The sequence below is a fragment of the Micromonospora sp. NPDC048871 genome, assembly GCF_043198155.1.
In the GTDB taxonomy this organism is placed as follows: Bacteria; Actinomycetota; Actinomycetes; order Mycobacteriales; family Micromonosporaceae; genus Micromonospora.
On record NZ_JBICUM010000011.1, the window covers coordinates 40,121 to 66,021 of the forward strand.

The window sequence follows — 25,901 nt, forward strand, 5'->3', positions numbered from 1 at the left end:
TAGGTGGTGCCCGGTGAAGGGAGGCAGGCGTGAGAGCACCGATGTCGACAGCGACCGTGGCCGCGGTCGTACTCGCGGCGGCACCGCTGGGGCTGCTGTACCTGGCGGGGCCGGACCTGATTCCGGGGCCGCCCTCCGGCGAGCAGCTGCGTGCTTGGGTGCACCAGCCCCTGACCACCGGGTTCCTTACCGCGCTGCTGCAGGCCGCTGCCTGGCTGCTCTGGGCACTGTTCGCCACCGCCGTGGCCCACCGCGTCCGTCAGCGTGTCGGGGCGCGGGTGCGGTGGCGGTTCGCGTTGCGTCTACCTGGGCCGCTGCAGGGGCTCGCGGCGGCGCTGCTGGGCGCCACCGCCGTGACCTCCGCCGCCCTACCCGCGGCCGCGCACACCACCACCTCCACCGCCGACACCTCTCCCCCCGACCTTCCGCCACCTGCGGACACCCTCAGCCCCACCCCGGACCGGAACCTGCAGCGGCCCGCACCGCTGCCCACCGTCGCGGCATCGTCGACGGACACCCGCCACGCACCCCCGAACAGCCAACGAGCAGCGGACGCCATCGATCACACCCGCACGGCCGCCCCTCACCGCACCACCCACACCGGCGGTCAGCCATCGTCGGCGGCACGGACGACCGGCAAGCCGGCACAGGCTGACACGTGCGTGGTGCGTCCCGGTGACACCCTCTCCGCGATCGCCGAACAGCGGCTCGGTGACCCCGACCGCTGGCCCGAGATCTGGAAGCTCAACCGTGGTACGCGCTTCGACACCGGCGGCGGCACGTTCACCAACCCCCACCTCATCCACCCCGGCTGGACCCTGCGACTACCGCAAGACGCGCTCCCACCCGCGACGGCCATACCCCGGCCGCCAGCCCCGCCCGAGGCCGACGCACCCGAACCACGACCGACCACACCCGACAAGCCCGCTACTACACCAGTTCCGCCCGCCAGCGCCGACACGCCCCCGGGCCCGACCGCTTCTACGCCGGTCGACGACGCCGGCCCCGCTACGCCGCCCATCCCGTCCGCCGAAGGCCGTCCGGCCCGCTCTACCGCCAGTGGGCCCACCAGCAGCCCGCCGACACAGACGAGTCACGGCATCACGGTAGGAAGCGGCAGCTGGCTGGATGTCGGTCTCGCCGCCGCGATCGCCGCAGCCGCCGCCCTGATCTGGGCCCTGCGTCGGCGCCACTACCAACCACGACCCCCCAGCCCGGCTCGGCGCGGCGACGCCGACCTCACGCCGCTGCCCGCCGTCGTCACCCGCATCCGGCGGAGCCTGCGCCAGCAGCACAACGACAACGACATCGGTGTTGACATCCTCGACACCACGAACCCCCTTGACACCGCACCCGAGCCCGCAGCAGCAGGCGACGACGTCGAGGACGACACGCCGGCCAGCAGCGAACCGAGGTCCCACGAGAGATCCGCGGCCGACGCAGCGGCGCCGGTGGTGCCCGCTCTGGACAACCCGGCGGCAGTGTGGCCGGCCGCCGGCCTCGGTCTGACCGGTCCCGGCGCGCACGCGGCCGGGCGGGGCTTCCTCACCGCCGCTCTCGCCGCCGGCGACGCACACGATCCGCACACGCGCGGCTCGGTGGTCATCCCCTCCCCCACCGCCGCCACCCTCCTGGACCCCGCCGTCCTGCCCGCGAGCCCTCGCCTGACCGTGACCCGCAGCCTGGCCGACGCCCTGGACCTCCTCGAAACACTGGCGCTGCACCGGACCCGGCTGGTCTACCAGCACGAGGTCGACACCATCGCCGACCTCCGCCACCGCCGACCCCACCTGCAGCCGCAGCCACCCGTCCTGCTCATCGCTGACACGGCCGCCCGCCACGAACGCGTCCGTATCGCCGCGCTGCTGGCCCAGGGACAACGCCTCGACATCCACGGCATCCTCCTCGGCACCTGGCCCGAGGGCGACACCGTCGTCGTCGCCACCGACGGCACCACCTCCCCCGCCGACGAGACGACCCGCCACACCGGCGCCGGGCATCCCGCCGACCTCGGCCGGCTCACCGTCCTCACCCCCGCGGACACCATCGACCTGATCACCACGCTCACCGAAGCCCACACCGGAACCCGGCAGACACCACCCACCCCGGCGACAGACCTCCTCACCACATCGGAAACGAAACGCGGAAGGGCCGACGGCACCGACCAGGCCGAACCCGGTCCCTCTCAAGCCGCCGCAGCCGAAACCAGGCCGGAAACAGGAGCCGTCGACGGGCACACCCACGCCGGGGCGCCGGCAGCGGCCGACGACCGGACAGAGCCGACCCCGCGGCCTGACGGACGCGTCGCGGTGCGGACGCTCGGCACCGCCCGCATCGTCGACATGGACACCACCATCCCCCTGCGGGCCAAAGCCCTCGAACTACTCGTCTACCTCGTGGTCCACGACGGCGACGCCACCCAGGACGCCATCCTCGACGACCTGCTACCCGACGCCCCACGATCGAAGGCACCACACCGCCTCCACACCTACGTGTCCGCGCTCCGCAAGACCCTCACCCGCACCGGCGGCGCAACCGGCAACTACCTCACCCACCCCGGCCGCCGCTACACCCTCAACCGCGAACTGATCGACGCGGACCTGTGGCGGATGCGTGACGCGCTACGCCACGCGCAACGAGCCGACAACCCCGACGAACGGCTCACCGCGCTGCGCACCGCGGTCGCCGCCTACCAGGGTGCTCTCGCCGACGGCTTCGACTACGAATGGATCGAGGCACCCCGCGAAGCCATCCGCCGCCAAGCCCTCGACGCCCACCTCGCCCTCGCCGCCGCCACCCCCGACCCGGCCGAGACCATCACCGTGCTGACCACCGCGATCTACCACGACCCCTACGCCGAATCCGTCTACCAACACGCGATGCGCGCCCACGCCGTACTCGGACACCTCGACCAGATCCACGCCCTCCGCCGCACCCTCACCCACCGGCTCCACGACATCGACACCACCCCCAGCCAGGACACCCTCGCCCTCGCCGACCAACTCATCACCGAACTACAAGCCAGTTCCCGAGATCGGTCGCGCCCCGACGCCCGCGGACAGCGCCCATGACGGCCCACCGGTCGGAGGCACCCGACACCGCCACGAACACCATCGACCATTTCGCCCCCCACCGCGACAACAGCGCGCACGCTGTCGCCGACGGCGGTGGTCGCAGCACCAGGCCGGCCTCCACCACAGGCGAAGGCGCCGCGCCGGAAAGCGGCCCTCACACGACGCCGACGAGGCGCGGCACCACCGACGTGGCGACCCGTGACTCCGTCGATGCCGACTTGGCCGCCGCCGTACGTCGCACCGCCCTGATGCGCCAGACCTTCTACGTCCTGGTCCTGCTGGTTGCCCTCGTCGGACAGGTCACCGGCAGCGTCCACACCCTCGACATCCCCCCGCTCATCGCGATCCCCGCCGTCGCCGCACTCGAACTCGGCGGCGTGGTCGTGATGGCCAACGCCGACGTACGACGCCGCCTCGGTGAACACGCCCTAGCCTCCCGACTCCTGTCCGCAGTGATCGCCGCAGCGGCCGTCACCTTCAACTGGATCGCCCACCCCGACCACCTCGTTGGCGGCTTCTACGCCGCCATGTCCGCCCTCGGCTACCTCGTCTGGCTCATGCACACCGGCAACCAGCGCCGCGACCGACTCCGCGCCACCGGCAACCTCCCACCCACCCCACCCGCCTACGAACTGATCGGCCACTGGATCCGCCACCCCTCCATCACCATCCGCGCACGATCCCTCGCCAAAGCCGACGGCCTCGACCTCTACGACTCCCTGCAAGCCGCCCGCACCGCAATCACGCGGGAACACCGCCACCAGGCGATCGCCACAGTGCTGCGACGCAAGATCCGCAAAGCGGTCGACCCCGCCACCGCCGACATCGCCATACACCTCTACGACCTCGACGAGATCGCCCAACGCCTCACAGCCAGCGCCGACTACGCCGGACTGACCACACTCCTCGCGGCCGATCTAACCCCAGAAACAATCATCGCGGCGGGACAGGGCGGTCGCCCCCGCAGGCGTTGGCGCAAACGCGAAAACGCCCCCGTCACGCCCACGGCACCTGCGCCAACCCCGGCCCAGCCGCCGGTCCTGAGTCCTTCCACGCCAGCTACGTCGAACGCCGCCGACCACATGCCGAACTTGAACCGTGAACCTCAGCCAGCCCCTTCATCGAACGATGACGCCTCACCACCTATCGCAGCGCCTTCCACGAGGCCGACCGGCACAGGCATGGCCGACACACACGACTCCGAAGAGTCCGTCGGCGAAACCAGGTGGGGCAACGGCAAGGCGATTACGCCCACGAGTACCGCAGAGTCCGTGGCCTACTGGCTGCGGGTAGAACCAGACCTCACTCCCGAGATGCTGGCCGAACGTATCGGCAAGTCGCTGCGATCGGTCTACCGGTACCTGCCAGCGGACTACCCCCGGCGTCCAGGAATCCCGAGAAAACGGATACGACAACGACAAGGTTCCACACGAGGCACCCGCCAGGACGACTGACGCTCACACGAATCGCTGGCAGCGAAGAGTGGGCTAGTACGGCAGCCGCCGTTTGAAATCTTGCTGGTGAACCGGGGTGGACGCGAGGCGGCCACCGCGTGATCGTCTGTGCGTTGTGGACACAACATCAGATCTTGCGGTGGCCGCGTGCCACAGCGTAGCTGTTGGTCGGTGGGAGCGGGTGCTGGCCGAGGTGCTGGGCTGCTTCGCGGGCCGGTTCGGGCGAGTGGAGCCGCGTCGTGTGGCGGGACAGTTCGTGACGGGGCTGCTGTCCGATCTTGAGGTCAAGACGTGTTGGCAGTTGGCCGAGCAGGCCGGGCACGCCCGGCCGGATGCGATGCAGCGGCTGCTGTACCGGGCGGTGTGGGACGCCGACGCTGTCCGCGACGACCTGCGGCAACTGATCACCGACCGGTTCGGCAGTCCGGACGCGGTCCTGGTCGTCGACGAGACCGGCGACCTGAAGAAGGGCACCCACACGGTTGGGGTGCAGCGCCAGTACACCGGCACCGCCGGGCGAATCGAGAACAGCCAGGTCGGGGTGTTCCTGGGCTACGCCGGCCGGGACGGACACACCCTGATCGACCGACGGGTGTATCTACCAGCGTCGTGGACCGACGACCGGGACCGCTGCCACGCCGCCGGCGTGCCCGACGAGATCGAGTTCGCCACCAGGTCAGAGTTGGCGGCGGACATGATCACCACGGCCCTCGACGCCGGGGTGCCGGCAGGCTGGGTCGCTGCGGACGAGGCATACGGCAACAGCGCCGCCTTCCGCGCTCATCTGCGCGGACACGACCTCGGCTACGTCCTGGCCGTGTCCCGCAGCCACCTGGTTCCGCTCGACGGCGGCAAGGCCCGAGTTCGCGCCGACCGGATCGCCGCCGACATGCCCGCCTCGGCGTGGCAGCGCCGCAGCGCTGGCGCCGGATCCAAGGGCCCCCGCTTCTACGACTGGGCCTGGCTGGATGACGTGTGCACCGACGCTGACCCCGACGACGGCGGCCACCACAGCCTGCTGATCCGCCGCAACACCAGCACCGATGAGCTGGCCTTCTACCGTTGCTGGACCCCACGCCCGGCCACCCTTGCCCAACTCGTGCGGATCGCCGGCATCCGCTGGACCGTCGAGGAGAGCTTCCAGGCCGCCAAGGGCCAGGTCGGCCTGGATCAGCACCAGGTCCGCCGTTGGGACTCCTGGCACCGGTTCACCACCCTGGCCCTGGCCGCCCTCGCCGTCCTGGCGATCTGCGCCGCCGACGCGACCCACGACGACCCGACCGACACCGGACTGATCAAACTGACCGTCAACGAGGTCCGCCGCCTGATCAACGCCTGCATCATCCGCCCGATCAGCGACCTCGCCCACCGTTTGCACTGGTCAGGATGGCGGCGGCAGCATCAAGCCCGAGCCCGACGATCCCACTACACACGCCGCCTCAACCTCGAACTTCAGCCATGATCCCGAACGGCGGCTGCCGTATTAGGCAACCAAACGGACCCGTCCACCGCCTCGACCGCGCCGGCTTCGGCCACCTGCTCCGCCCCGACATCATCGACGCTTGCTGCAACCGCTCCCGAGAGCAGAGATCAGCGCCGTCGGGTGCATCGTGGTACATGGCAAAGGTGGTTGCGCGGCGGTCACTGCTCGGATCTAGTAGCAGCCCATGTCTAGTCGATCCGCGCAGCTGCCCCGGCCGCCAAATCGGACGCACTGTATTCGGCATGAGCGGATATCGAGGCTCCCGTCGTTGAACGGTCAGCCCTTCAGTCGCCCTCCGGATCGGCTGGTCCCTGGCGGTGCCAAGACCAGCCGATCGTCGGGGCGGTTTCTGCGCTGCAACTCTTTACGTAAGGTCCGTTCCTATACCGACATCGCTGCCGGCAGGTTGTCCAATTACAGATGGGCGATCAGGGGCTGTACGCGTGGGTCGAAGTTGTAGCCGCTGTCCCAGGGGAACTGAGCCTGCTGGTCGGGCCACACGATTTGCTGTAGGCGGATCTGGTGGCGGCCGTAGCGTGCGATCGCCGCCCCAGGCAGCAGGTCGTCGGTCGGTCGCCCGTCGATGATGACCGCGTCGTAGCCAGCGATGAGGTCGCTGATGCGCTGACCGTGGCTGAATCGTTCGGCCTTGTCGTAGACCTGTCGGGCCAGGTCGTTGAGCAGGGTGTGAGCGACCAGGGGCGGCAGTCCGGCGATGATCAGTTCGGGGTGGTCGTGGGCGGTGAGCCCGACGGTATAGGCGAACGGGGCGGTGGTGTCGGGGTCGTCGTCGGTGGGCAGGACGTGTGTGACGGCCCAGCCCCTGGTTGTGATGATGCGTTCCTGGTTTCTGAGGAAGTCGTCGATGTCAGGCATGTGTTGTCTCCCGTCACTCAGGCGCTTCGGCGGTGTTCGGGGTGGGTGGTTCGACTTCGACGAAGCCCCAGAGTCGTTGCATGACCTGTAGTTGCCAGGTGCGGTAGCGGTCGGCGAAGCCGCGGCAGACTGCGGGTGGGACCGGGCTGCCGGCGTACGGCAGGGTTGAGTGGCAGATGATGTAGCCCGCGTCGCCGCAGGCTGTGGTCACCATCTGCTTGAGCCGGCCGGGTGCGAGGTGCATCGGGTTGCCGGGTTTGAAGATGCAGGTGGCGCATTCGCGGGCGAGTAGGCGGGTTTTGCGGAGGTCCGGGTCGCCGACGTTGAGTCGGGCTGGGCTATCGGAGTCCGGTTCGTTGCCGGGGTGGGGCGTGCTGTTCATCGTCGTCTCCTTGTCCTGCATGTGGGGCCCGCATCCGGTGGATGCGGGCCCCACACCGGCGTGCTGGGCGGTCAAGTTGGTGCCGGTACCGAGCTGGTGGAGAGCCGGATCAGCCAGCTGGCGGCACCGTGTCGGTCACGGCTGGGGTCTCGTGGAGGGTGATGGGGTGTAGGGGCACGATGAGGCGGTCGGCGGTGCGGCCGGGTCCGTCGTCGGGTTGCCAGGCGGCGGCGGCGGCGTGGGTGGGGAACGGGCCGACGGTGGCGAGCCGGCCACCGGTGCGGTCGAGCAGCACGAGGGCGGCGGCACGGGCGTGGTGGAGGGCGGGCCGTAGGGTCGCGGCGAGGTCGGCGGGTAGGTCGACCCAGCAGGTGGCGGGCAGGGTCGGGGCGGCGGGGTTGTGTAGCGGTGCGGGTCTGGTCGCGGCGAGGGTGGCGTTGTCGAGGGCGAGCGTCGCCGCGTGGGAGTGGGCTGCGGTGGTGCCGCTTGTGGGGCCGTGGGCGTCGAGTTCGCCGCTGGTGTGGACGGCGAGCAGCGCGTGTGGGTCGCGGATCTCCAGGGAGTCGAGGACGGCGAGGGTGATGGTGTCCCCGGTCGGCATGTCGCGCAGGGTGAGCAGGATCGGCCGTGCGTCTGGGTCGCGGGTCCAGGTGATCGCGTCGAAGTGTTCGCTGGTGACGTCGCCGAGGCGTCGCCAGGCGCGGTTGTCGGTGTCGAAGGGGTATTCGTTGTCGCTGTCGTAGCGCACGGATGGGCTCCTCGTGATGGGGGCGGAGTTGTCTGTCGTCTGGGCCGGGCCGCCGAGGGCCGGTTGGGGACGCGATGCATGCACGCTTCGATGGCGCGGAATGGTCAAGTCGCGGCTCGGCGATGCAGGTCGTCGGCTGCGGCCCTTGTAGGGCGCGGACGAGTGGCCGGGCGGCAAGCCCGGGGTTTGCGTACGTCGTGGTCGCCGTCTGCGTGGCGCTGCCGGCCCGCTCACCTGCTATTGCGGGGGCGGGGCTGATCGGCTGCTGGCGGGATCTGGTGCGGTCTGGTCTAGGCCTGTTCGAGGGCGGTGACGGCGGCGTCGGTGATCGCGGTGATGGCGTGGACCGGGTCGGTGACGGTGAGGGTGGTGGTGTGGGTGAAGGTGTGTCCCCATCTCTGGTCGGGTTCGGTGGGCTGGCCTGGGGTGGGTGGGTCGGCGGGGTGTAGCCAGAGCACGGCGCAGCCTGCCCGGTGCAGGGTGGTGACGAGGCGTTGTCCGGCGGGGATGTCGTCGAGGTAGCCGTCGGAGACGACGGCGAGCATCCGCAGGGTGCGGCCGTGGCGCAGGTCGAGGAGTTGGTCGGCGACCTTGACCGCTTCGGGGAAGGTGGCGGTGGCGACGTCGGTGCGCATGTGGAGCACCTGTGTCGGTGAGGTGCGTGGGGGTACGAGGATGGTGGTGCGGTCGCCGAATCCGATGGTGGTGGTCACCGCGTGGGCGCGGCGGGCGGCGTGGGCGAAGATCCATGCCGCGGAGGACATCGGCTCGGTGTAGCGGCCCATGGATCCGGACAGGTCGACCAGGATCGCCAGGTGTAGGCGGGGTTTCTCGGGTGGTAGGTAGGTGCGTTGCTGCCAGGGGGCAGCGGTGGGCAGTTGCCCGGCGGCGGTTTGTGCGTCGGCGGTGATGGCGTGGCGGGTGCGTAGCCGTCCGCGTGGGATCGTCGACGGTCGCCGGCCGGGTTCGGGGTGGCGGGTGCGGGCCTGTTGTAGCCGGTTGGCGAGGTCGCCGGCCGCGTGACGTTCCTGTTCGGTCGGGTCCCGGCGCGCCCACTCCGATGGTGGGCTGTGCCGGTGGGCCAGCTGTGATGCGGTGTACTCGGCCGGGGTGAGGCCGGAGGCGGCGGCGAGGTAGTCGACGAGGGCGGCGGCGAGGCGGCCGGGGAACTGCCCGGCGTCGGGTACGGGGGTGGCGTACTGGTGGTCGGGGTCGATGCCGAGGACCTGGCACCACCGCCGGGCGAGGGTGATCATGGTGTCGGCGTCGGTGTCGTCGCAGGTGTGGGCCTCGCGCCAGATGTCGCGCAGGTGCCTTAGTCGTTTGCGTCCGAGGAGGCCGGTGACCGCGGCGCGGACCGGGCGGACGTCTTTGCTGGTGACGATGCGGGCGTCGACGCGGGCCAGGAGCAGGGCGGCGAGTTGTCCGGCGTGCCAGGGGTCGTCGACGGCCGCGTCGTCGGGGTCGAGGAGGGTTTTCACGACGTGGCGTAGCCAGCGGCGGTCGCCGCGGCGGCGGGTGCGTTGGCGGCCTTCGGCCCGGGATTCCTCGAGCATGGCGGCGACGTCGGCGAGGATGGGCGGGGTGCCGGGTGGGGTGGTCCAGCGGCTGTGTGCGGCGTGGGCGGCGCCGTGCACGAGCAGCCCGTAGCCGGTGGGTACGAGGCGCTTGTGGCGGGCTTTGGTCGGGTCGGTGATGTCGGGGCGCTCGGCGATGTAGGTGGCGTCGACTTCGATGCGGTGGAGGTCGGGGTAGAAGCATTCGGGTGCGTCCCCGGCGGCGCCGGGGGCGACGAGGACGGTGAGGTCGGTGCGGCCGGTCAGCAGCGGCACATGTTGGGTCCAGGCCTGTGACCAGGCCTGCCAGTCGTTGGCGCCGGGCCGTGTCGGTGGGGTGCCGGGGCGCAGATGGGTGTGTGACATGCGGGTGCTCCTTCCAGGTGGGGTCAGCGTTTGCCGAGGGCGAGGGCGGTGATGGGGCTGCCGGTGTGTCGGGACAGGGCGGCGGTGACGTCGTCGCGGGCGTCTTCGGGGGCGATGCCGGCGAGGTTGGCCAGGGCTGCGGCCATGCCCAGTTGGTCGCGGACGGTGACGAAGCCGAGGAGTTCACGTAGCTGTGGTGCCCACATGGTTTTGCCGGCGGTCAGGTCGGCGTTGAGGTCGATCGCCGCGTCGACGACCGGTTTGGGGACACCAAGCTGGCGGGCGAGGTCCCAGTCGGTGGTGACGTGCAGGTGGACGGTGAACCGGGAGGCCAGGGCCTCGGTGAGGACCGCGCCGTGTACGCCGGGGTTGTGGCCGGCGACGATGTAGAACCCGTCGACGGCTTCCACGGTTTCGTTGCCGTTGGCGGGGATCGTGATGACGCCGCGGCCGTCCATGGCCGGGTACAGGACGGCCAGGACGCGGGGCGGGATGAGGGTGGCGTCGTCGACCAGCAGTACCCGGCCTTCGCGCATGGCGGTGACGAGGGGTCCGTGGATGAACTCGTAGCCGCCGCCGGGGATCGGGTTGTAGGAGCCGAGGAAGTCGTCGACGACGGTGTCGCCGGTGCCGGCGACGGTGAGCAGGTCGGGGAACGCGGCTTCGACCATGGCGGTCTTGCCGGTGCCCGGTGGCCCGTACAGCAGTACGGGCACCCGCTGGGTACGCAGTCGCTGTAGTTCCTCGACGTCCCAGCCTCTGCCGAGCCGCCGCGGGTGGTACAGGGTGCCGTTCGGTCGGGATACGGGTGCGGGCCGGGACCTGCGGCCACCACCGCTGCCGGTGGAACGGGTGCGGGGTGCGGCAGGTGGCAGGGTGCCGGCGGCGTCGATGCCGGCCTGGGTGATCTGGAAGCGGTGGTGCGGGTCGCGGTGGTGGGTGGCGTGCCCGGCGGCGGCCATCTTCTTCAGCGCCTCGAACACGGCGCCGGTGGACGGTGCGCCGATCGCCCGGGTGATCTCGCCGACCTTGAGGATGTCGTCGGGATGGTCGGCCAGGTGTAGGGCGACCTTGCGGTACAGGTAGCCGGACCGTCCGGAGGTGGCCTCAGTGGTGGGTGTGCCGCCGGTGCCGGCCGCGGCCGGGTCGGTGCGGGGTGGGCCGGTCGGTGGGGTCGGCGGGTGTGGTGTGACCATGTGGTTGCCTCGATCTCGTCGGGCCCGCGCACCCGTCTCCGGGTGCGCGGGCGGTCGGTTACCGCACTGCGGAGACGGATGCGGTCAGCACCTGCCGGCCGGTTCGGGCCGGGCAGGTGGGCGACCACACCCGGTGGTGCTGAAGGGTTACGGCGACGCGGAGGTACGCCGCCGGTGCGTGCTGCCGGGGGGCGGTCTTGCGCGGGCGTGTCGGCGCCGACGATGCAACGCCCCCGGGCCTGATCGATCAAGTCGAATGGATGTGCGGGTTGTGGGATTGCTGGGGTGCCGGCTGACCGTGTGCGCGCCTCGATGGCCGCGAGTGGTGCCGGGTGGCCCGGTTGCGGTCAGTCGGCGCAGCCTCGTCGGCAGCCCTGCGGGTCGCACTGTTGCCCGTCCGCCATCCGGGCCAGGGCCCGCTGGTCGTCGCTGTCGAGGTCGTCGAGGAACGGCCAACCGAAGCCGTCGGCGAACGCCTTGACCATGGGTGCTCCATACATCGGGTAGCTGGTGTGGTCCATCGCCCGCACGATGTCGTCGCGGCCGAGCAGCCAGGCCAGTTCCCCGAGCTTGTCCACCGACCGGCTCGCCGAGTTGCCCCGGTGGTCGATGATCTTTCCGATGGCGAATCGCAGGTAATCCCGGGCGTAGGTCTCATGGTCGACCCGTGGGGTCCACCCGCCCGGGGTGCCGGGGCCGAGGAGCTGGCGGGCGTGGTCGAGATCGAGTGCCTCCACGAGCACCTCCTCCCGGAAGCCGAAGATGTCCCGGCGGTGAGCGCGCAGCGCCCGGACTCGGGTGACGATCTCCTCTTGGGTACGGACAGTCACTATCTAGTTCCTTCCTCGTCGGTGTCGCCTGTCTGCTGTGGTCCTGCCGGTCCGACCTGGGTCGGTTCTGCCCTTTACGCCTGGTCGGGTAGGTCGCCGATGATCCGGTCGCAGGCGTAGGGGTCGACGGCCTCCCAGCACCAGCTGCGGCCCATCACCACGTACCGGCCGTCGCCGTCCGGGGTGATGTGGTCGATGGCTTCCGGGTCGTCGGAGGTGGCGCGCTGGTCGGCGACGATGACGTCGCCGTCGAAGGACAGGTCGGCCAGCGCGGCGTCGACCCGCCGGTCCAGGTCGTTGGCCGGTACGCCCTCGTCGCGCAGGCGGTGGCGGTACTGGTCGCGGTGACGCTGGTGGTCGGCGACGATCGCCTCGGCCACTTCGCGGGTGCAGGAGAACACCGCCCACCCGTTCCAGCGGTCGATCAGGGTGCCGACGAACCCGACCGCGATCCGGTCGTCGCCGTCGGGTCCGGTGGTGCGCGCCCAGTCGCCGGAGAACACACCGACGTCGCCGATACGGATCCGGTCGGGGTGCAGGTGGGACACGTCGCGGCCGGTGGGGCTGGCCGCGAGGTGACACAGTTCGGTGACGCGGTCGACGGCGGCGGTGTCGAAGGCGTCGCGGTAGACGGTCATCGCCTCGTCGCGTTGCGGGATGCGCAGCCCGAACCAGCCGGAGACATCGCCGGTGGCGTCGGCGAACAGCTGCCATCCGCTGGTGTCGACCGCATCCCCGGCCGCCGTCGGTTGGGGCAGGGTGTCGAGGACGGCGGGGTCACCGTCGTCGATGCCGGTGAGGATCCTGCGCGCGGCCAGGCGGGTGTCGCCGCTCGCGCGGGTGCCGATGGTGTCCTGCGCCCACCAGTCGGCGGCGGTGCGGCCGGCCTCGGTGCCTGCGGCGCGGATCCGCCGCAGCGTGGCGGCCCATTCGGCGGCGTCGTCGACCGGGTCCCCCGTCGACGCTGTGGTGGTGAGGGGTTCGATGCGGTCGCCGTCGTCGAGGCACATCGACAGGGTGGAGCCGCTGTCCCAGGTGACGTCGACGGTGTGGTGCTGCTGGTCGTGGCGGCGGACGGTGCCGGTGTCGCCGGGCCGCAGCAGGGTGTGCGGGTCGCTGGTGTGGACCAGGGCGACGCGCTGGCCGGGTTGGTAGGTCAAGAGGTTCTCCGATCGGTGGATGGGCAGGCCGCGGCCGGTCGACGGCGACGGCCTCCCGGGATGGGCGGTCTCATCGGGTGCCGTCCGTCGTGGGGCTGTGCGGCGGCCAGGGTTTGCGGGTGACGTGGTCGCCGAACATCGGGTCGGTGACGACCGAGGAGCCGCAGCGGGTGCAGCTGATGGAGGTGTCGTGGCCGTAGCCGGCCATGGACGGCACTTCGATGTGGTCGATCTCGTCGACCGCGCCGCAGGCGGTGCACACCGTCGTCTCCGGGCCGCCCTCGTCGGCGGCGGTGATGAACAGGTCCTCGACGGGGTCGAGGTGGTGGGCGCTGTGCCGCAGCCAGTGGCCGTGGATACTCGCCTCGTACACCACCAGCCGCCGCTGGTCGAGGTGCAGCAGGTACAGCCATTCCAGGGCGCCGTCGATGTCCTCCCGCAGGAGGCCCTGCCGGGTCGTGCCGGTGTCGGCCGGGTAGCCCAGTCCCGCTACGGGCGGCTGCCGGTCCCAGCGGCGGGGCTTGGGGTTGATGGCGAGGGTCCACCAGTTGTGGGCCAGCAGCGCGGCGGCCATGGCGTTGGTGTCGCGGCCGAACGTGTCGGTCCAGATCCGGCGCAGCAGCGGCACCAGTTTCTCCGGCTCCTCGCCGAACTGCAGGTAGCGGGCGGTGTACCTGCCGCGCGACGCGGCGACGCCGATCAGCGTGGGTGTACTCACGTGCCTTTCCCTTCTCTCAGGATCAGTGGGATGGGTCGCGGTGGTCGTCCCCGGGCGGGGACGACCTGCCGGGCTGGGTGTGGATGGCGTGGCAGCCGCCGGTATCGGTGCTCGGGGCTACTGGTTCAGGGGTGCGCCGACGGAGGCCATGAACCCGACCGGGTCGACCGCCGTGCGGGATGTGTGGTCAGCGAGGTGCACTTCGAAGTGCAGGTGCGGGCCGGATGAGTGGCCTGAGCTGCCGACCACGCCGATGACGTGGCCCGCCGTCACCCGCTGGCCCTCGATGACGGAGGGGCGGGTGAGCAGGTGGCAGTAGCGGGTGGCCACCCCGTCGGGGTGGGTGATGTCGACGTACCAGCCGCAGCCGCGGGTCAGCTCGGGGTGGCCGTCGCGGTCGCAGCCCCAGTCCCGGCCGGTGCGCACGTCGACGGCGTTGCAGCGCACGACGGTGACGGTGCCGGCGGACGCGGCGTGGATCGGGGTGCCTTTCGCCACGATCAGGTCGACACCGTCGTGGCCGGGTCGGCTCGTGGTGCGGAAACCGGAGCCGACGTCCGCGTGCACCGGCTGCGTCCAGCCGTGGATGCTGACGGTCAGCTGGCAGGCGGTCAGGTCGGCGCGGACCCTGGTCAGGGCGGCGACGATGCGGGTGGCGTCGGGTTCCCATCTGGCGTAGGCGTCCGGATAGGCCGACCGCTGCACCTGTTGGGCGGCCTCGGTCAGCGGCATCGCCTGCCACCCGTCGACGGAGCGCAGGCTGCGGTAGAACGCCGTCGCCGCGTACTGCGGGTCGAGGAGTTGCTCACGGGTGCCCCAGCCCTGGGAGGGGCGCTGTTGGAACAGGCCGACCGAGTCGCGGTCCCCGCCCGGTGTGTTGAGCAGGGAGGACTCCTGCATCGCGGTGGCCACGGCGATGACCCAGCCCCGTGGCGGGACGCCGAGACGGATGCCGACGGCGGTGATGGTGGCGGCGTTGCCCACCTGCTCGGCGTTCCAGTCACCGATCGGCCCGACACTGGTCGGGGCGGTGCTGCGGGCGGTCGGCGAGGTGGTGGGTGCGGCACCGGTGGTCGGGCCGCAGGCGGCGGCCCGGTCGGCGAGCATCAGGGTGGGGGCCAGTCCGGAGCACAGCAGCAGGACACCGGCGACCGCGACGGCGATCCCGGTCAGCAGACGGATGGACATGAGTCGCTCCTCGAAGGCAGGCGGGCAGGGCCGGGAACCGGTGAAGGCCACGCGGGGCCTGGAGGCGTCACGCGTGGCCTTCGGACGGTGGGTGGAATCAGCGGGCGAGGACGGCGACCTTCTCGCCGTGCAGTAGGGGCGCCCCGTCGGGGCCTTTGATGTGGGCGTTGATCCAGATCCGGTACGGGTTGCCCTCACGGTCGATCAGCCGTCGCCAGTGACCGCGTACGACGAACCGCACCCGGTAGTGCCACTTGGGTTCCCCGTCGGCGGGTTCGGCGAGTGGGCTGGTGCGGCGCAGCATGACCACGCGGGTGTCGTGGCGGATGCTGGCGCGCACGGCGCGGCGGCGGGCGGCCCGGTCCAGTGGGGCGGCGGCGACGGTGGCCAGGGGTTGGGCCTGGATGCGCCAGAAGGCGTAGGCGACGGCGGCGCAGGCGCGCATCGCGGTGGTGGTCTCGTCGATGCAGAACCGGCCGTCGGGTGCCGGTTCCCAGTCGCGGTCGTCGCCGTCGAGGACCGGCAGGTCGGGGCGGGGGTCGACGGGCTGGCCGATCGGGATCTCGGTGAAGTCGGTCAGCACGTAGGGGCCGAACTGCCGGGCGAGGTCAGGTCGGGCGGCGAGTTGCTCGCGGCGGCGGATGGCGGAGGGGTCGTGCGGGTCGTGGTGGTCGGCCCAGCCGCCGATGGCCCAGGCCGACCGGCCGCTGCCGGTGCTGGTGGTGCGGGCCCAGGTGATCGCTCCGAGCGAGGACACCTCACCGCTGTGGCTGCGGTGGTAGATCGGTTCGGGTAGGAACAGCACCCCGCCGTCGGTGGGGGCGACGTCGGCGGGGAGCACCTCGCCGGTCAGGTCGAGGGCCGTCGCGGCGGCGGCGATGATCGCGGTCATCGCGGGGGCGATGACGTACGGTTCGCCGGATCGCCACGGGTTGGCGGTGATGGCCCGGGCCGCGTCGAGGACCTTCGCCATGCCCGCCGGGCTGGGGCTGGGATGGTCGGCGAGTCGGCCGCCGAAGAACGCCTGCAGGTACTGGGCCGCGAGCGGGCCGCGATGGTAGTCGACCATGCGTGTCCGCAGGTCGACGGCGGTGCGGGCGTAGCCGGCGAGTGTGTCGTTCGGTAGGAAGTTCACTGTCTGCCTCCAGGGGTCGCGGGTTCAGGCGGCCATCGCCGCCACGGGTGGACGCCGGTGCCCCCGGGACTCCGGTGGCACCGCGTCGGCTATGGGCGCGGCTCGTGTCAGGGGTGCGGGCGGGTGGGTGGGGGTGAACCAGCCGGTGAAGCGGCCGGACGGGGCGGGCACGGAGGGCGCGGGTATAGGGGCGCGTCCGCGTACGGCCCCGACCGGGCGCGGCCGGGATTCGCCAAAGGTGGCGGGGGTGCGGCGGGCGTGGCGGTGGGCGCGGTGGGCGGTGCGCAGCGCCCAGCAGGGGCCTTGCTGCCCGCGGCACTGCAGGTTGGTGCAGGCGCCGTCGGGTCCGGGCTGGTGGGCGGCGGCGACATCGACCGCGAGGGTCCACAGGAGCCGGTCGGTGACGTCGTCCGGCACGGTAGTGCGGTCGCTGGGCCGCCGGCTGCGGCGGGCGGGATATGGGTTGGGTGCCACGGGTTGGCCCTTCGGTCGGCGGATCGCGGGCATGCGCGGTCGCCGTCCGACCCACGTTGGGCCAGGGATGCTGGTGCCCCTGGCAGCCCGGCGGACGACGACCAGCGCTGATCGACGCTCATCTCTCGGTCAAGGTCAAGTCGTGCGGGGCGGGCGGGGTTCGACGACGGCCGAGGATGTGGACAGACGAGGTCGGGTAGGCGGGGTGGGGCACGGTGAGGACCTCGCGCCGGACGATCGGCGCGAGGCCCCTCCAGGGCGCCCCGTGCGGGTGCCGGATCAGCGGTGACGGCGAAGGTCCCGCAGGCGGGTACCCGGCGGCAGCCCGGTGTGGGCGGTGGTCGTCGTGGTTCCGTAGACGCCCGCGCCGGACTGTTTGGCCTGGTACATGGCCATGTCGGCGTGGTGGAGCAGGGTGCGGGGGCTGACGCCGAGGGCGGCGGTGGTGTGCCCGACGCTGGCCCGCACGGACACGGTGTGCGCGCCGAGGTCGACCGGGTGGCGACCGACCGTCCGCCAGGCGGCGCGGGCGGCGGCGGCGACCTCGTCGGGGCCGCCGTCGACCAGGAGGGCGAACTCGTCGCCGGACAGCCGTGCGGCCAGCCGCACCGGCCCGCGCAGGGCGGTGAGCCGTCGGCCGATGTCGGTGAGCACGTCGTTGCCGGCCTCGTGGCCGAAGGTGTCGTTGATGGCTTTGAAGCCGTCGAGGTCGAGCAGGACGAGCCCGAACGGCGTGCCACGGCGTGCGGCGCGGCCGGCGGCGGCGAGCAGGGCCCGCCGGTTGGGTAGGCCGGTGGTGTCGTCGTGGTCGGCGGCGTGGCGGGCGCGGGTCAGGGCCTGCTGCTGGTGCCACAGCAGCCCTGCGGCGAGGGCGAGACCCGCGAGGACCCCGCCGACGGCGGTGACGATCGAGGACAGGATGGGAGACACTTCGGGTAGCTCCTTGTCTGTGAAGGAGCACCGGGGGCGGGCGTGGTTCCGGCAAAGTTCGACGCCCGCCCACGGGCTACCGGCTGGGGCGAGGGTCGTTTCAGGTGGTGGGGTCGGTGAGGGCGAACGTGGCGGGTTTCTCGGCGGCCATGACCGCCCGTCCGGTCCCGACGAGTTTCACCGCGGCGTTGTGGACCGCACCGGCGCTGGCTTTCTTCGCGTCGGTTCCCTCGTTGGCCCGGTCGATCAGCCTGCACAGTTCGCTGACCTTGTACTGCTTGCCGGGGTTGGCCTCGAGGATGTCGAGGATCGCGCCGCGCAGCGTGCCCGACGCCCGACGGGTGCCAGCCGGCCCGCCCACCGCCTGACCAACGGAGGCGGAGAATGTTCCCTCGGCGGTGGGATCGCCCGTTGTGTTGTCGGCGGGGTCGTCGGCAGCCGTGTCAGAGGGTTCGTCCGCTGTGGGCACCTCGGCGGGCGCGTCGGCGTGGGTGGCCGTGACCAGCTCCTCGGGTTCGGCACGCGGGCGGCTGTCCTCGGTGTTGTCGGACAGGGTGGCCTCGCCAGGTGCCGGCTCCGCAGCACCGGGATCCGGTGGTCCCGATCCGGGGGCGGTGGCTGGCGGCCGGTCGGCGGGGTCCGCTACGGCTTGCCGCTGGTCGTGGTCCTGCCCGGCGTCCTGCGGGTCGTCGCCGTGCGTCCCTCGTGGTGCGTCTGCGGCGGCATCAGGCGTGGGTTGTCCTTCGGGCTGGCTGTGGTCGTCGGCTTCTTCTACCTGGGCGCGGCCGGTGTCGGTCAGTCGCCATAGGCTGCGGCCGGTGTCGCTGCGGGTGGGCTCGGCCAGCCCGGCGGTCTCCAGGCTGCGTAGTTTCGGGGTGGTGGTCGAGTAGCCGAGTCCGGCTTCGGTGGCGATGGCGGCGGCGGTGGCCTCGCCGAGCCGGTGCAGCGCGGCGAGGACCTTCGCGACACTGGGTGCCGGTGTTTCGGCCGTACCGGTGGTCTTGTCGGTTGGTGTGCTGGCCATGGGCGGGTAGCCCCCTTTCTCCTTGCCGCTGGGCAGGGATCGGTGAGTGAGGCGCGTGCGCTGATGCACGCTTCGAATCGGGGTGGTGGTCAAGTCGTCCGCCCGGAGTACGGGAGTGTGGCGCGCACCGGCGGGCGCATTCGCGGCGTGGTTGGTGTCAGTGGGCGGCGTGGTAGGCGTCGCGTACCGCGGCGGGGATGCTGCCGCCGGTTCGTGGTTGGGGCAGGTTGCGCTCCTGCCAGTTGGTGGTCCACCACCAGGTCCGGATCTCCTGCGTGTGAGTACGCCCGGCGGCGCTGCCCGACTGGCGTCGCCGGGCGGTCTTGGGCTGTTTGGGCAGGCGACGTCCGGCTGTGATGAACGGGCCGAAGGCCGCCGCCATCCGGTCGAAGTTGCCGGCGGACAGGTCGATTTCGTAGGTGACGCCGTTGAAGGCGAACTGGTAGGTGCCGACGTCGTCGGTGGAGCCGTCGAGGTCGTCGACGAGCACTGCGGTCGTCCTGGTGGCCACGCGGGGTCTCCCTTCCTGGTTGCGGGGTGGGTTATCGGGTGCCGAGGCCGAGGCGGTGGCCGATTTCGGGTCCTCGGTGCACGGCGGCGACGGCGGCGGGCAGGTGACGGCGTTGCCACCCGTGCAGGGCGGCGGTGAGGTCCGCCCGGTACTTGCGGTGCTGGGTGAGGGCGGCGACGAGGCCGGCGGCCTGTTCGATGCCGTTGTTGGCGCCGCGGGCGGTGTGTGGGCGGACGGGGGCGAGGGCGTCGCCGAGCAGGACGGCGTGACCAGCTCCGATCGGCCACACCATGCGCTCCGGTGGGGTGATGTCGAGGACCGGCACGGCCATCCGGGTGGTGGTGGCGTGGACGATCGCGGCGTGTTCGGCCGGCAGGAGCAGGTCGGCGTGGGTGTCGACGTGACTGCGGGCGGCGGTGCTGACGTGCCGGGGCAGGGCGAAGACCCGGCGGGTGGGGTCGGCGCCGAACCGCTGCGCGTACTCGGCGCTGGTGCAGCCGAGGTAGAAGGTCCAGTCACAGCCCCCGGGTACCGGGGCGAGGTTGAACTGCACGCCGGGGCAGGGCTGCAGCCGCAGGAAGTCCCGCAGACCCGACGGTGGGGTGATCTCGGCGATGCCGCGGTGGGCGACGTAACCGGCGTACCGCAGGGTTCGGTCGGGGTCGAGGAGCCGGCGGCCGGTCGAGGACCGGCCGTCGGCGAACACGACCAGGTCGGCGGGTTCGGTGTGGCCGTCGCTGAACCGCAGCACCGGCTGACCGGCCTGCCCGGTAAGGGCGGTGACCCTCATGCCGGTGTGCAGGACACCGGCCGGTAGGCGACGGGCCAGCGCGTGGTGCAGCAACGTCCAGGTGGTGTTGCGGCCCGGGTAGGTACGTCGAATGACCTCGGCCGGGTGGCGGTCCCGGATGGTCATCTGGACGACAGCCTCGGAGTCGTGGGCGACGAACTCGTGCTGGGCGATGCCGAGGCGGTCGAGCACGTCCAGGGCGCAGTGTTCCAGACCGATGAGACCGCCGCCCCGGGGCGCGGACTCCGGTGCCGCCTCAAAGACGGTGACCTCGTCGAATCCGGCGTGCAGCAACAGCAGCGCGCTGACCGGGCCGCTGATACTGCCGCCGACGACGGCGATACGCAGCTGACGGCCGGAGGCCAGCCTGGCGATGGATGTCATGAGGGTTCCCTCCTGAAGGAAAGGGCAGGAACCCGGGCACGGCCGTGCCCGGGTGTGCGCGAGTGCGCGGATGGCCGGGCATCGGCCAGGTCGTGCCAGTGACAAGCGGCTCAGAGGCTTAGCGGCGCGACGTAGACGCGCCGAGCAGCCGCCGGCCGCGGGTGCGGCGGATGGGATCGCAGGTTTCAGATGAACAGCCGGAGGTGACGACCTCGGCGACCGCCGTGCTCTGCTCGACGTCGCTGCCGCCGTAGAGCCGGATCCGCAGGACGGCCCCGTCGAGGTGGTGCACCCCGGTCAGCTCGTGGCTGCCGTGACCGCCTCGCTGAGCAGCCCGTCGACGATCACTGCGCGTTGCTTCTCTGGGCTAGTGACGCGGGGCGGTCGTCTCGGCCGGGACCAGGACCCAGGGCCATTGGTAGGCGCCGATGGCGTAGCAGCGGTTGGCGTCGGGTACGGCCCGGTCGTGCTCGACCCACCGGCTGCCCAGACCGTCGTCGTGCTCCCACTCGATGACGGCCTCGTCGCCGTCGAACCGCAGACGGGGATGTTCGCCGGGCATGCGGCCGGGATGCAGGCTGTCGAGGTGGGCGGCCATGCACTGCACCGCGAACAGCGGAAACCGGCACAGCAGGCCGGTCCGGCCGAGTGTGGTGTAGCCGGGGGCGACCATGGCCCGGTAGGCGCCGCCGCCAACGACGTCGCAGGTGACGGCCGCCGGGGTCCAGGTGGCCAACGGTGGGCTGATGTCGCCGCGATCGCGGGAGATCCGGTAGCGGTTGTCGGTGGCGTCGCTGGTCGGGTCCGGGTGCAGACCGAACCAGTGCATCCGGTGACGGCGCGCGAAGCGGAGCAGGTCGAGCAGGTCGCGACGGCCGTCGAGGAACGTGGTGTGCAGGGGCAGGACTCCGTGCCCGTCGTCGGCGGGGCGCGGGTTACCGGTGGCGCCGGTGGCGGTGTGGGTCCACGTCTCGGCGAGGGCCCGGTGTTCGGTGCCGTCGGCGTCGTACCAGCGGGGGACGCCGTTGGAGGTCAGCCAGTCGCCGTCGGCGTCGCGGTACCAGATGAGTGCGGCCTGGTCCGGTAGACCGGCCCGGTACTGCTGCCGGGTCGTGGAGTGGGCGGCGGTGGCGGCGGCATGTTCGGCGAGGGGGAGGACGTCGTCGACGCGGAACCACAGTCGGTGGGACATGGTGGAACCTCCGAGTTGGTGGGAAGAGGGAAAGGTCGGCCAATCGCCCGGCCGGTCGGGCGTTCGGTGCCCCCGGCGCGGGGCGGCCGGGAGGTTCAGACGACGGGCGGCGGGCCGGGCGGTGTGGGCACGGTGACGGTCGACAGGCCGACCGTGCCGTCGACGACGGTGATGACCAGGGTCGAGTGGCCGTGGCTGGCGGCGGACCGTAGGTCGTTGACGAGCCGAGCGTCGGGCCAGCGCAGTGGAAGGGCGATCGGCAGGTCCTCGCCGGTGTGGCCTGGCGGATTGTGGCCGGCGTACTCGGCGTACACGGCCTGGACAGGGCAGATCCCCGGCGCGTCCGGGCCCGACGGTGCTGCGGGCAGGCCGTTGCAGGCGAGGTAGGCCCTGTCAGCAGCGACGAGCAGCAGCGCCGGGCCGTCGGGCTCGTCGGCGGCGGCGTGCGCGGTGGCGGCGTGTTCGGCCAGCTCCAAGACGTCGGTGAGTCGGAACCGGTAGACCGAGATCATGTGGGTGGGATCCCTCCTGCTCGGGGATGCTCAAGGGGTGAATGCAGGAGCCGATCGGGCTGCAGCGCGCATCCATCGGGTACAGGGATGGCGGCTGCCAGCCTGATCGCTTCGGTGAGGTGTCGGTGCGGCGTGTGGAAGCGCCCACGGCCGTGGGCTCGTCTTCTCGCCTGCCCCGACCAGGGCCGTCAGAGCGCGACTGCGAGCAGTCGCTGGTCGGGGTCGAGGGCGGCGAACAGGCGGTTGGCCTGTTCGAGGTAGGTCACCCGGTCGGCCATGGCGTCGCTGGCCGGGGCCAACGTCGCCCCGTCAGTGGTGATCAGTGCGTCGCCCGCGACCGCGGTCAGGGCGCTGTAGTGCTGGTAGGCCATGTATCCGGCCTGGTACATCTCCACCTCGGCGAGAGCTATCTGCCCGGCACCGTACGTGGCGGCGTTGTGCATCCGGATCGCGTTGACGCGGGTCTGGTTGTTGAAGTCCGCCACGGCCTTGTCCCACGGGTACGTGTCCGGGTCTGCCAGATGGCGGGCCTCGTAGACGTGCCAGGGAACGGCGTTGCGGGTGCCGTGCACGACGCGGCTGAACAGTTGGTGGCGGATGCCCGCCCCCATGGCCGCGGCTTGGAGCATGCCGTCGAGGTCGAGAAGCCGTACCGGTCCACCGGCGCAGGATGCCGGGCGACCCTTACGCAGGCTGATCATCTGCCGGTGCTGCCACCGGTGCAGAGCCGTGCCGGCCCAGAAACGGGGCGACAGGGTGCCCTGGACGCCGAAGTTGCGGTCGAGCTGGTGCGCGGTCAGCGCCTCGCGGGGCAACTCTGGCGGAATGCACAGGACCATGGCGCGGATCCTGGCCTGCGGCTTGACAGGCGCAGCGGGGGTGACCTTGCGGGGAGTTTTGCCCATGTGGGTCCTCCTTCGAGGTGGGCGCGTCAGGGCGCGCGGAGATGACCGGCCCACTGGGTGCGTGGGTCGGTCGCGGGGATGGGTGGTGCGGCAGGTGGTTGGGTGCGACCTGGGGTCGCCGCACGGCGCGGCGCCGACCGGCCCGTATGGGCGGGTGGGCGAGCGCACCGGTAGGTGCGGCGGTGGTTCCGAGGTGGGACCGAACCGGGGTGGAGATATATGAGGTGCTGTTAGTGCCGTGAACGGTAGCGGTCTGTTCTGTCAGGCCGATTCGGCGAGCCGATCGCCGCGAAGCGGGCTGGCCTGCTCTGTGAGACATTTCGGCCCGCGTGAGCGTCGTCGACGCGGACGCTGTGAGACTCGCTGAGTCTCACAAATGATCCTGCCTGGGAGGCGCATCGGCGGGCGTGTCCCGCATTTGGGGGATCCGGTGGCAACGGCGGAAGAGACGATGGTCACCACACCAGCTGCGGGACTGATCTCCTCAGCTCAGCTGCCTGTTGGCGGGAGGTCTTCGGGCAGCAGCAGCCGAAGTTGCTCCGCTGTCGGTGCCGATATGTCGGCGAGTCGCTCGGCTTGCCGTTCGACCATGGCGCCGAACAGTTTTCGCGCGCCGCGGCCATTGCCAAAGTCGGGGTCGCTGGAGGCCTCGGCGAGGTAGTCCAGTAGGGCGTCGTTGGTCGGCTGTTTCAGGTCGTACCCGTGCTGTGCGGCTAGCCCGGAGACGATGGCGAGCAGCTCGTCGGGGGTGTAGTCGGCAAATTCGATGGTCTTGGTGAACCGTGAGGCGAGGCCGGGGTTGGCGGCTAGGAACTGCGTCATTTCGGAGGGATACCCGGCGACGATCACCACTATCTGGTCCCGGTTGTCCTCGATCAGCTTGACGAGAGTGTCGATGGCCTCCAAGCCGAGGTCTGAGTTTGTGCCGAACTGGCGCGCGAGCGTGTATGCCTCATCGACGAAGAGCACGCCGCCAAGGGCTCGTTTGAACACGGCAGCGGTTTTCAGCGCGGTGCTACCCAGATACTCGCCCACCAGATCAACCCGGGCCACCTCGACGACCTGCCCTTTCGACAGCAGGCCGAGGTGGGCGAGGAGCCGTCCGTAGATGCGGGCGACGGTCGTCTTTCCGGTGCCGGGCGGTCCGGTGAAGACGAGATGCCGGCTGACCGGCAAAACCGGGAGGTTGGCCTTTCGTCGCTGCTGACCCACCTTGATGAGCTGGGCCAGGGTTCGCACCTCGCGCTTGACCGCCGCCAGCCCGATCATGGCGTCTAGTTCGGCGAGGACAGCGTCGACGTCAGTGCTCTCGGCCTCCGAGCGATCACGGGGGCGACCGCTGCGGTCCCGACCGGTGTCGTCGCTGATGCCGTCGGTGTCGGTTGCGGAGTCACCTGAGGCCGGTCGCTTCGGGCTGGCCTGTGGTGGGGCGATTACCGATACGAGCGGGCGGTCGACGCCCCGTACCGGCTCACCAGTGACGTCAACGAATTCGCACCGGTCCACCAGCACCGGAGCGTCAGTCTCCACCTGTACGCCGTCACTGCCACAGTGGCGCACGGTGCTCGTTCGCATGGTCAGCCGTGATTGATCTTGCACAAGTACCGCCGGCCCGGTCGTGCCGATGACCTCGCTTTGGTCCAAGAGGAGACTGGCCTGACCCGTTCCGGCGAGCCCGATCTCACCGCCGGACACCGTGGAGTCAGTGAGGTCGATCGAGACCGTCTCGGCGCCGATCACACCCGTCAGGGAGTTCTCCACCCTGACTCGGGTGCCGGTAAGTCGACCAGGGCCTTCGGCGGCAATCCCGGTGTGTGCGGCATCTCGAACGGTGGCACCCTCAATTCGCACGTCTGCCACGAGGTCGCTGTCGAGCACGATCCCGGCTTCGCCACCTGTGACCAAGAGATCGGTGAAGCTCGGATCACCGCCCTGCACGCGAACGCCGTACCGGCCTGGTGCCTCGATCTGAAGGTTGTCGTACCGGCCGGCAGCGGCGCGGACCAGCACCGCGTCGCCCCGTACATCTCGCAGGACACCGCCGGTGACCTGCGGTACCGCCCCATCAACTGCGGCGATCGCGGGCATTCGACTAGCAGTCACCGTGCAGTCGGCGTACGTGCCGCGCGAGGCGCTGACGTAGATTCCGTTACGGCCGACCCGCTCGATCAGGCAGCGGCGGATGTCTGGCTCCGCGCTGTCGGACACCTCGATGCCGCAGCCTGCCAGATCCATCAGCTCACAATCCTCGACCAGCCCACCGGCTGAGCCGCTGAACTTCAACCCGCTACCCCGGCTGCCGGAGATCCTGCATTGACGAACCGATGGACGGGACCGGCTACTCACCACCAGGGCCGCCTGCCGCACATCGGTGAACTGGCAGTCCTCCACCGCGCCGCGACCACCCTCAAACGCCTCGAACCCGTGCCCGACGTCTTGAACATGGCAGTGCCGAATGATCGGAAAGCTGTCCCTTTTGGACAGCAAGGCGTACTCATCGACATCCCACAACCGGCAGTGCTCGACCACTCCCTGGGCATCGACAAAAGCCACACCGCGACGCATCCCATGGACATGGCAGCCCCGCAGGTACGCCTCACCCTGCTCAGCGAGGAGAGCGTTGGTCGCCTGCCCCGTGACGGTGCATGACTCCAAGGTCAATATCCCACCGAGGGTCGCGACGGTGGCCGGCGCGTCGGAACTCCACGTCCGCAGCGCCACACCCTGCAGCGTGACCTCGGCACCGTCGCAGTAGACCGCAGGCGCGGCGTCACGGTTCTCCAACAGGACCGGCGCCCCGCCCGGGACGGCAGCCCGGATGGTGACTGCTTTCGCCCGCGCCACAACCTGCCCGTCGTAACGACCAGGCTCCACGAGGATCAACGCGTTGTGCGGCGCAGCGGCCACTGCGGCACCGATACCTCGATACGCGTTCGGTCGCGTCAGCGACACAACCACCGTCGACATTCCCACCGGGGCCAGCACCCCCCGCCATCGAAATCGCCGCCAGGTT

General features: G+C 71.0%; 23 protein-coding genes. 3 read left to right on the top strand and 20 right to left on the bottom strand.

Annotated elements, in window-relative coordinates:
- The first annotated feature begins 29 nt into the window (after positions 1–29).
- From ACGFIK_RS21705 to ACGFIK_RS21715, 3 genes are all read left to right on the top strand, one after another.
- Positions 30–3,071, top strand: a complete 3,042-nt coding sequence (locus tag ACGFIK_RS21705; RefSeq protein ID WP_393340933.1) for a BTAD domain-containing putative transcriptional regulator — start codon at positions 30–32, stop codon at positions 3,069–3,071.
- The gene (locus ACGFIK_RS21710; protein WP_393340936.1) at positions 3,068–4,528 is read left to right on the top strand and encodes a hypothetical protein; all 1,461 of its coding nucleotides are present in this window, start codon (positions 3,068–3,070) and stop codon (positions 4,526–4,528) included. Before ACGFIK_RS21705 ends, ACGFIK_RS21710 begins: the two co-directional genes overlap by 4 nt.
- Before the next feature lie 196 nt (positions 4,529–4,724).
- Positions 4,725–5,990 (top strand): IS701 family transposase, encoded by a 1,266-nt coding sequence (locus ACGFIK_RS21715; RefSeq protein ID WP_393341124.1) that lies wholly within the window; start codon positions 4,725–4,727, stop codon positions 5,988–5,990.
- A 435-nt stretch (positions 5,991–6,425) separates the two neighbouring features.
- Here the strand turns inward: ACGFIK_RS21715 and ACGFIK_RS21720 are convergent, their stop codons facing one another.
- The 20 genes from ACGFIK_RS21720 to ACGFIK_RS21815 form a co-directional block, all read right to left on the bottom strand.
- The gene (locus tag ACGFIK_RS21720; RefSeq protein WP_393340939.1) at positions 6,426–6,887 is read right to left on the bottom strand and encodes a DUF4262 domain-containing protein; all 462 of its coding nucleotides are present in this window, start codon (positions 6,885–6,887) and stop codon (positions 6,426–6,428) included.
- A 13-nt stretch (positions 6,888–6,900) separates the two neighbouring features.
- Positions 6,901–7,269, bottom strand: a complete 369-nt coding sequence (locus ACGFIK_RS21725; protein ID WP_393340942.1) for a hypothetical protein — start codon at positions 7,267–7,269, stop codon at positions 6,901–6,903.
- Between the two features lie 109 nt (positions 7,270–7,378).
- Positions 7,379–8,017: a hypothetical protein gene (locus ACGFIK_RS21730; RefSeq protein ID WP_393340945.1), complete on the bottom strand. Its 639-nt coding sequence runs from the start codon at positions 8,015–8,017 to the stop codon at positions 7,379–7,381.
- A 290-nt stretch (positions 8,018–8,307) separates the two neighbouring features.
- Positions 8,308–9,939, bottom strand: a complete 1,632-nt coding sequence (locus tag ACGFIK_RS21735; protein WP_393340947.1) for a VWA domain-containing protein — start codon at positions 9,937–9,939, stop codon at positions 8,308–8,310.
- Positions 9,940–9,962: 23 nt separating this feature from the next.
- On the bottom strand, positions 9,963–11,135 hold the full coding sequence (locus ACGFIK_RS21740) for an AAA family ATPase (RefSeq protein WP_393340948.1): 1,173 nt from the start codon (positions 11,133–11,135) through the stop codon (positions 9,963–9,965).
- 347 nt (positions 11,136–11,482) lie between these two features.
- A complete protein-coding gene (locus ACGFIK_RS21745) occupies positions 11,483–11,965 on the bottom strand; it encodes a hypothetical protein (protein WP_393340950.1) in 483 nt (160 codons plus the stop codon).
- Between the two features lie 74 nt (positions 11,966–12,039).
- Entirely contained in the window at positions 12,040–13,125 is a 1,086-nt protein-coding gene (locus tag ACGFIK_RS21750; RefSeq protein ID WP_393340951.1) for a DUF4314 domain-containing protein, read from the bottom strand.
- Between the two features lie 70 nt (positions 13,126–13,195).
- Entirely contained in the window at positions 13,196–13,843 is a 648-nt protein-coding gene (locus ACGFIK_RS21755; protein ID WP_393340953.1) for a hypothetical protein, read from the bottom strand.
- Positions 13,844–13,960: 117 nt separating this feature from the next.
- The gene (locus ACGFIK_RS21760; protein WP_393340956.1) at positions 13,961–15,031 is read right to left on the bottom strand and encodes a peptidoglycan DD-metalloendopeptidase family protein; all 1,071 of its coding nucleotides are present in this window, start codon (positions 15,029–15,031) and stop codon (positions 13,961–13,963) included.
- Between the two features lie 97 nt (positions 15,032–15,128).
- Positions 15,129–16,166: a hypothetical protein gene (locus ACGFIK_RS21765; protein ID WP_393340958.1), complete on the bottom strand. Its 1,038-nt coding sequence runs from the start codon at positions 16,164–16,166 to the stop codon at positions 15,129–15,131.
- A gap of 24 nt (positions 16,167–16,190) precedes the next feature.
- A complete protein-coding gene (locus tag ACGFIK_RS21770; protein WP_393340959.1) occupies positions 16,191–16,640 on the bottom strand; it encodes a hypothetical protein in 450 nt (149 codons plus the stop codon).
- A gap of 279 nt (positions 16,641–16,919) precedes the next feature.
- Positions 16,920–17,570 carry a diguanylate cyclase domain-containing protein gene (locus tag ACGFIK_RS21775; RefSeq protein WP_393340962.1) on the bottom strand — a complete coding sequence of 217 codons (651 nt, stop codon included), beginning with the start codon at positions 17,568–17,570 and terminating at the stop codon, positions 16,920–16,922.
- Between the two features lie 100 nt (positions 17,571–17,670).
- A complete protein-coding gene (locus ACGFIK_RS21780; protein ID WP_393340965.1) occupies positions 17,671–18,594 on the bottom strand; it encodes a MarR family transcriptional regulator in 924 nt (307 codons plus the stop codon).
- 157 nt (positions 18,595–18,751) lie between these two features.
- Entirely contained in the window at positions 18,752–19,105 is a 354-nt protein-coding gene (locus ACGFIK_RS21785) for an Lsr2 family protein (RefSeq protein ID WP_357529076.1), read from the bottom strand.
- Between the two features lie 31 nt (positions 19,106–19,136).
- The gene (locus ACGFIK_RS21790; protein WP_393340966.1) at positions 19,137–20,279 is read right to left on the bottom strand and encodes an FAD-dependent monooxygenase; all 1,143 of its coding nucleotides are present in this window, start codon (positions 20,277–20,279) and stop codon (positions 19,137–19,139) included.
- A 118-nt stretch (positions 20,280–20,397) separates the two neighbouring features.
- On the bottom strand, positions 20,398–20,571 hold the full coding sequence (locus ACGFIK_RS21795; RefSeq protein WP_393340969.1) for a hypothetical protein: 174 nt from the start codon (positions 20,569–20,571) through the stop codon (positions 20,398–20,400).
- A 75-nt stretch (positions 20,572–20,646) separates the two neighbouring features.
- Complete coding sequence (locus ACGFIK_RS21800) at positions 20,647–21,471, bottom strand: hypothetical protein (protein WP_393340971.1); 825 nt, start codon at positions 21,469–21,471, stop codon at positions 20,647–20,649.
- A 95-nt stretch (positions 21,472–21,566) separates the two neighbouring features.
- Positions 21,567–21,983 carry a hypothetical protein gene (locus tag ACGFIK_RS21805; protein ID WP_393340974.1) on the bottom strand — a complete coding sequence of 139 codons (417 nt, stop codon included), beginning with the start codon at positions 21,981–21,983 and terminating at the stop codon, positions 21,567–21,569.
- A gap of 188 nt (positions 21,984–22,171) precedes the next feature.
- Positions 22,172–22,888, bottom strand: coding sequence for a hypothetical protein (locus tag ACGFIK_RS21810; protein WP_393340977.1), 717 nt, complete (start codon positions 22,886–22,888; stop codon positions 22,172–22,174).
- Between the two features lie 489 nt (positions 22,889–23,377).
- On the bottom strand, positions 23,378–25,873 hold the full coding sequence (locus ACGFIK_RS21815) for a right-handed parallel beta-helix repeat-containing protein (RefSeq protein WP_393340979.1): 2,496 nt from the start codon (positions 25,871–25,873) through the stop codon (positions 23,378–23,380).
- Between the last annotated feature and the right edge of the window lie 28 nt (positions 25,874–25,901).

Bases quoted from the DNA above. Each gene is read 5' to 3' on its own strand.
- ACGFIK_RS21710 (WP_393340936.1), top strand. From the start codon at position 3,068: ATGACGGCCCACCGGTCGGAGGCACCCGACACCGCCACGAACACCATC.
- ACGFIK_RS21720 (WP_393340939.1), bottom strand. From the start codon at position 6,887: ATGCCTGACATCGACGACTTCCTCAGAAACCAGGAACGCATCATCACA.
- ACGFIK_RS21725 (WP_393340942.1), bottom strand. From the start codon at position 7,269: ATGAACAGCACGCCCCACCCCGGCAACGAACCGGACTCCGATAGCCCA.
- ACGFIK_RS21735 (WP_393340947.1), bottom strand. From the start codon at position 9,939: ATGTCACACACCCATCTGCGCCCCGGCACCCCACCGACACGGCCCGGC.
- ACGFIK_RS21740 (WP_393340948.1), bottom strand. From the start codon at position 11,135: ATGGTCACACCACACCCGCCGACCCCACCGACCGGCCCACCCCGCACC.
- ACGFIK_RS21760 (WP_393340956.1), bottom strand. From the start codon at position 15,031: ATGTCCATCCGTCTGCTGACCGGGATCGCCGTCGCGGTCGCCGGTGTC.
- ACGFIK_RS21780 (WP_393340965.1), bottom strand. From the start codon at position 18,594: ATGGCCAGCACACCAACCGACAAGACCACCGGTACGGCCGAAACACCG.
- ACGFIK_RS21790 (WP_393340966.1), bottom strand. From the start codon at position 20,279: ATGACATCCATCGCCAGGCTGGCCTCCGGCCGTCAGCTGCGTATCGCC.
- ACGFIK_RS21800 (WP_393340971.1), bottom strand. From the start codon at position 21,471: ATGTCCCACCGACTGTGGTTCCGCGTCGACGACGTCCTCCCCCTCGCC.
- ACGFIK_RS21805 (WP_393340974.1), bottom strand. From the start codon at position 21,983: ATGATCTCGGTCTACCGGTTCCGACTCACCGACGTCTTGGAGCTGGCC.
- ACGFIK_RS21810 (WP_393340977.1), bottom strand. From the start codon at position 22,888: ATGGGCAAAACTCCCCGCAAGGTCACCCCCGCTGCGCCTGTCAAGCCG.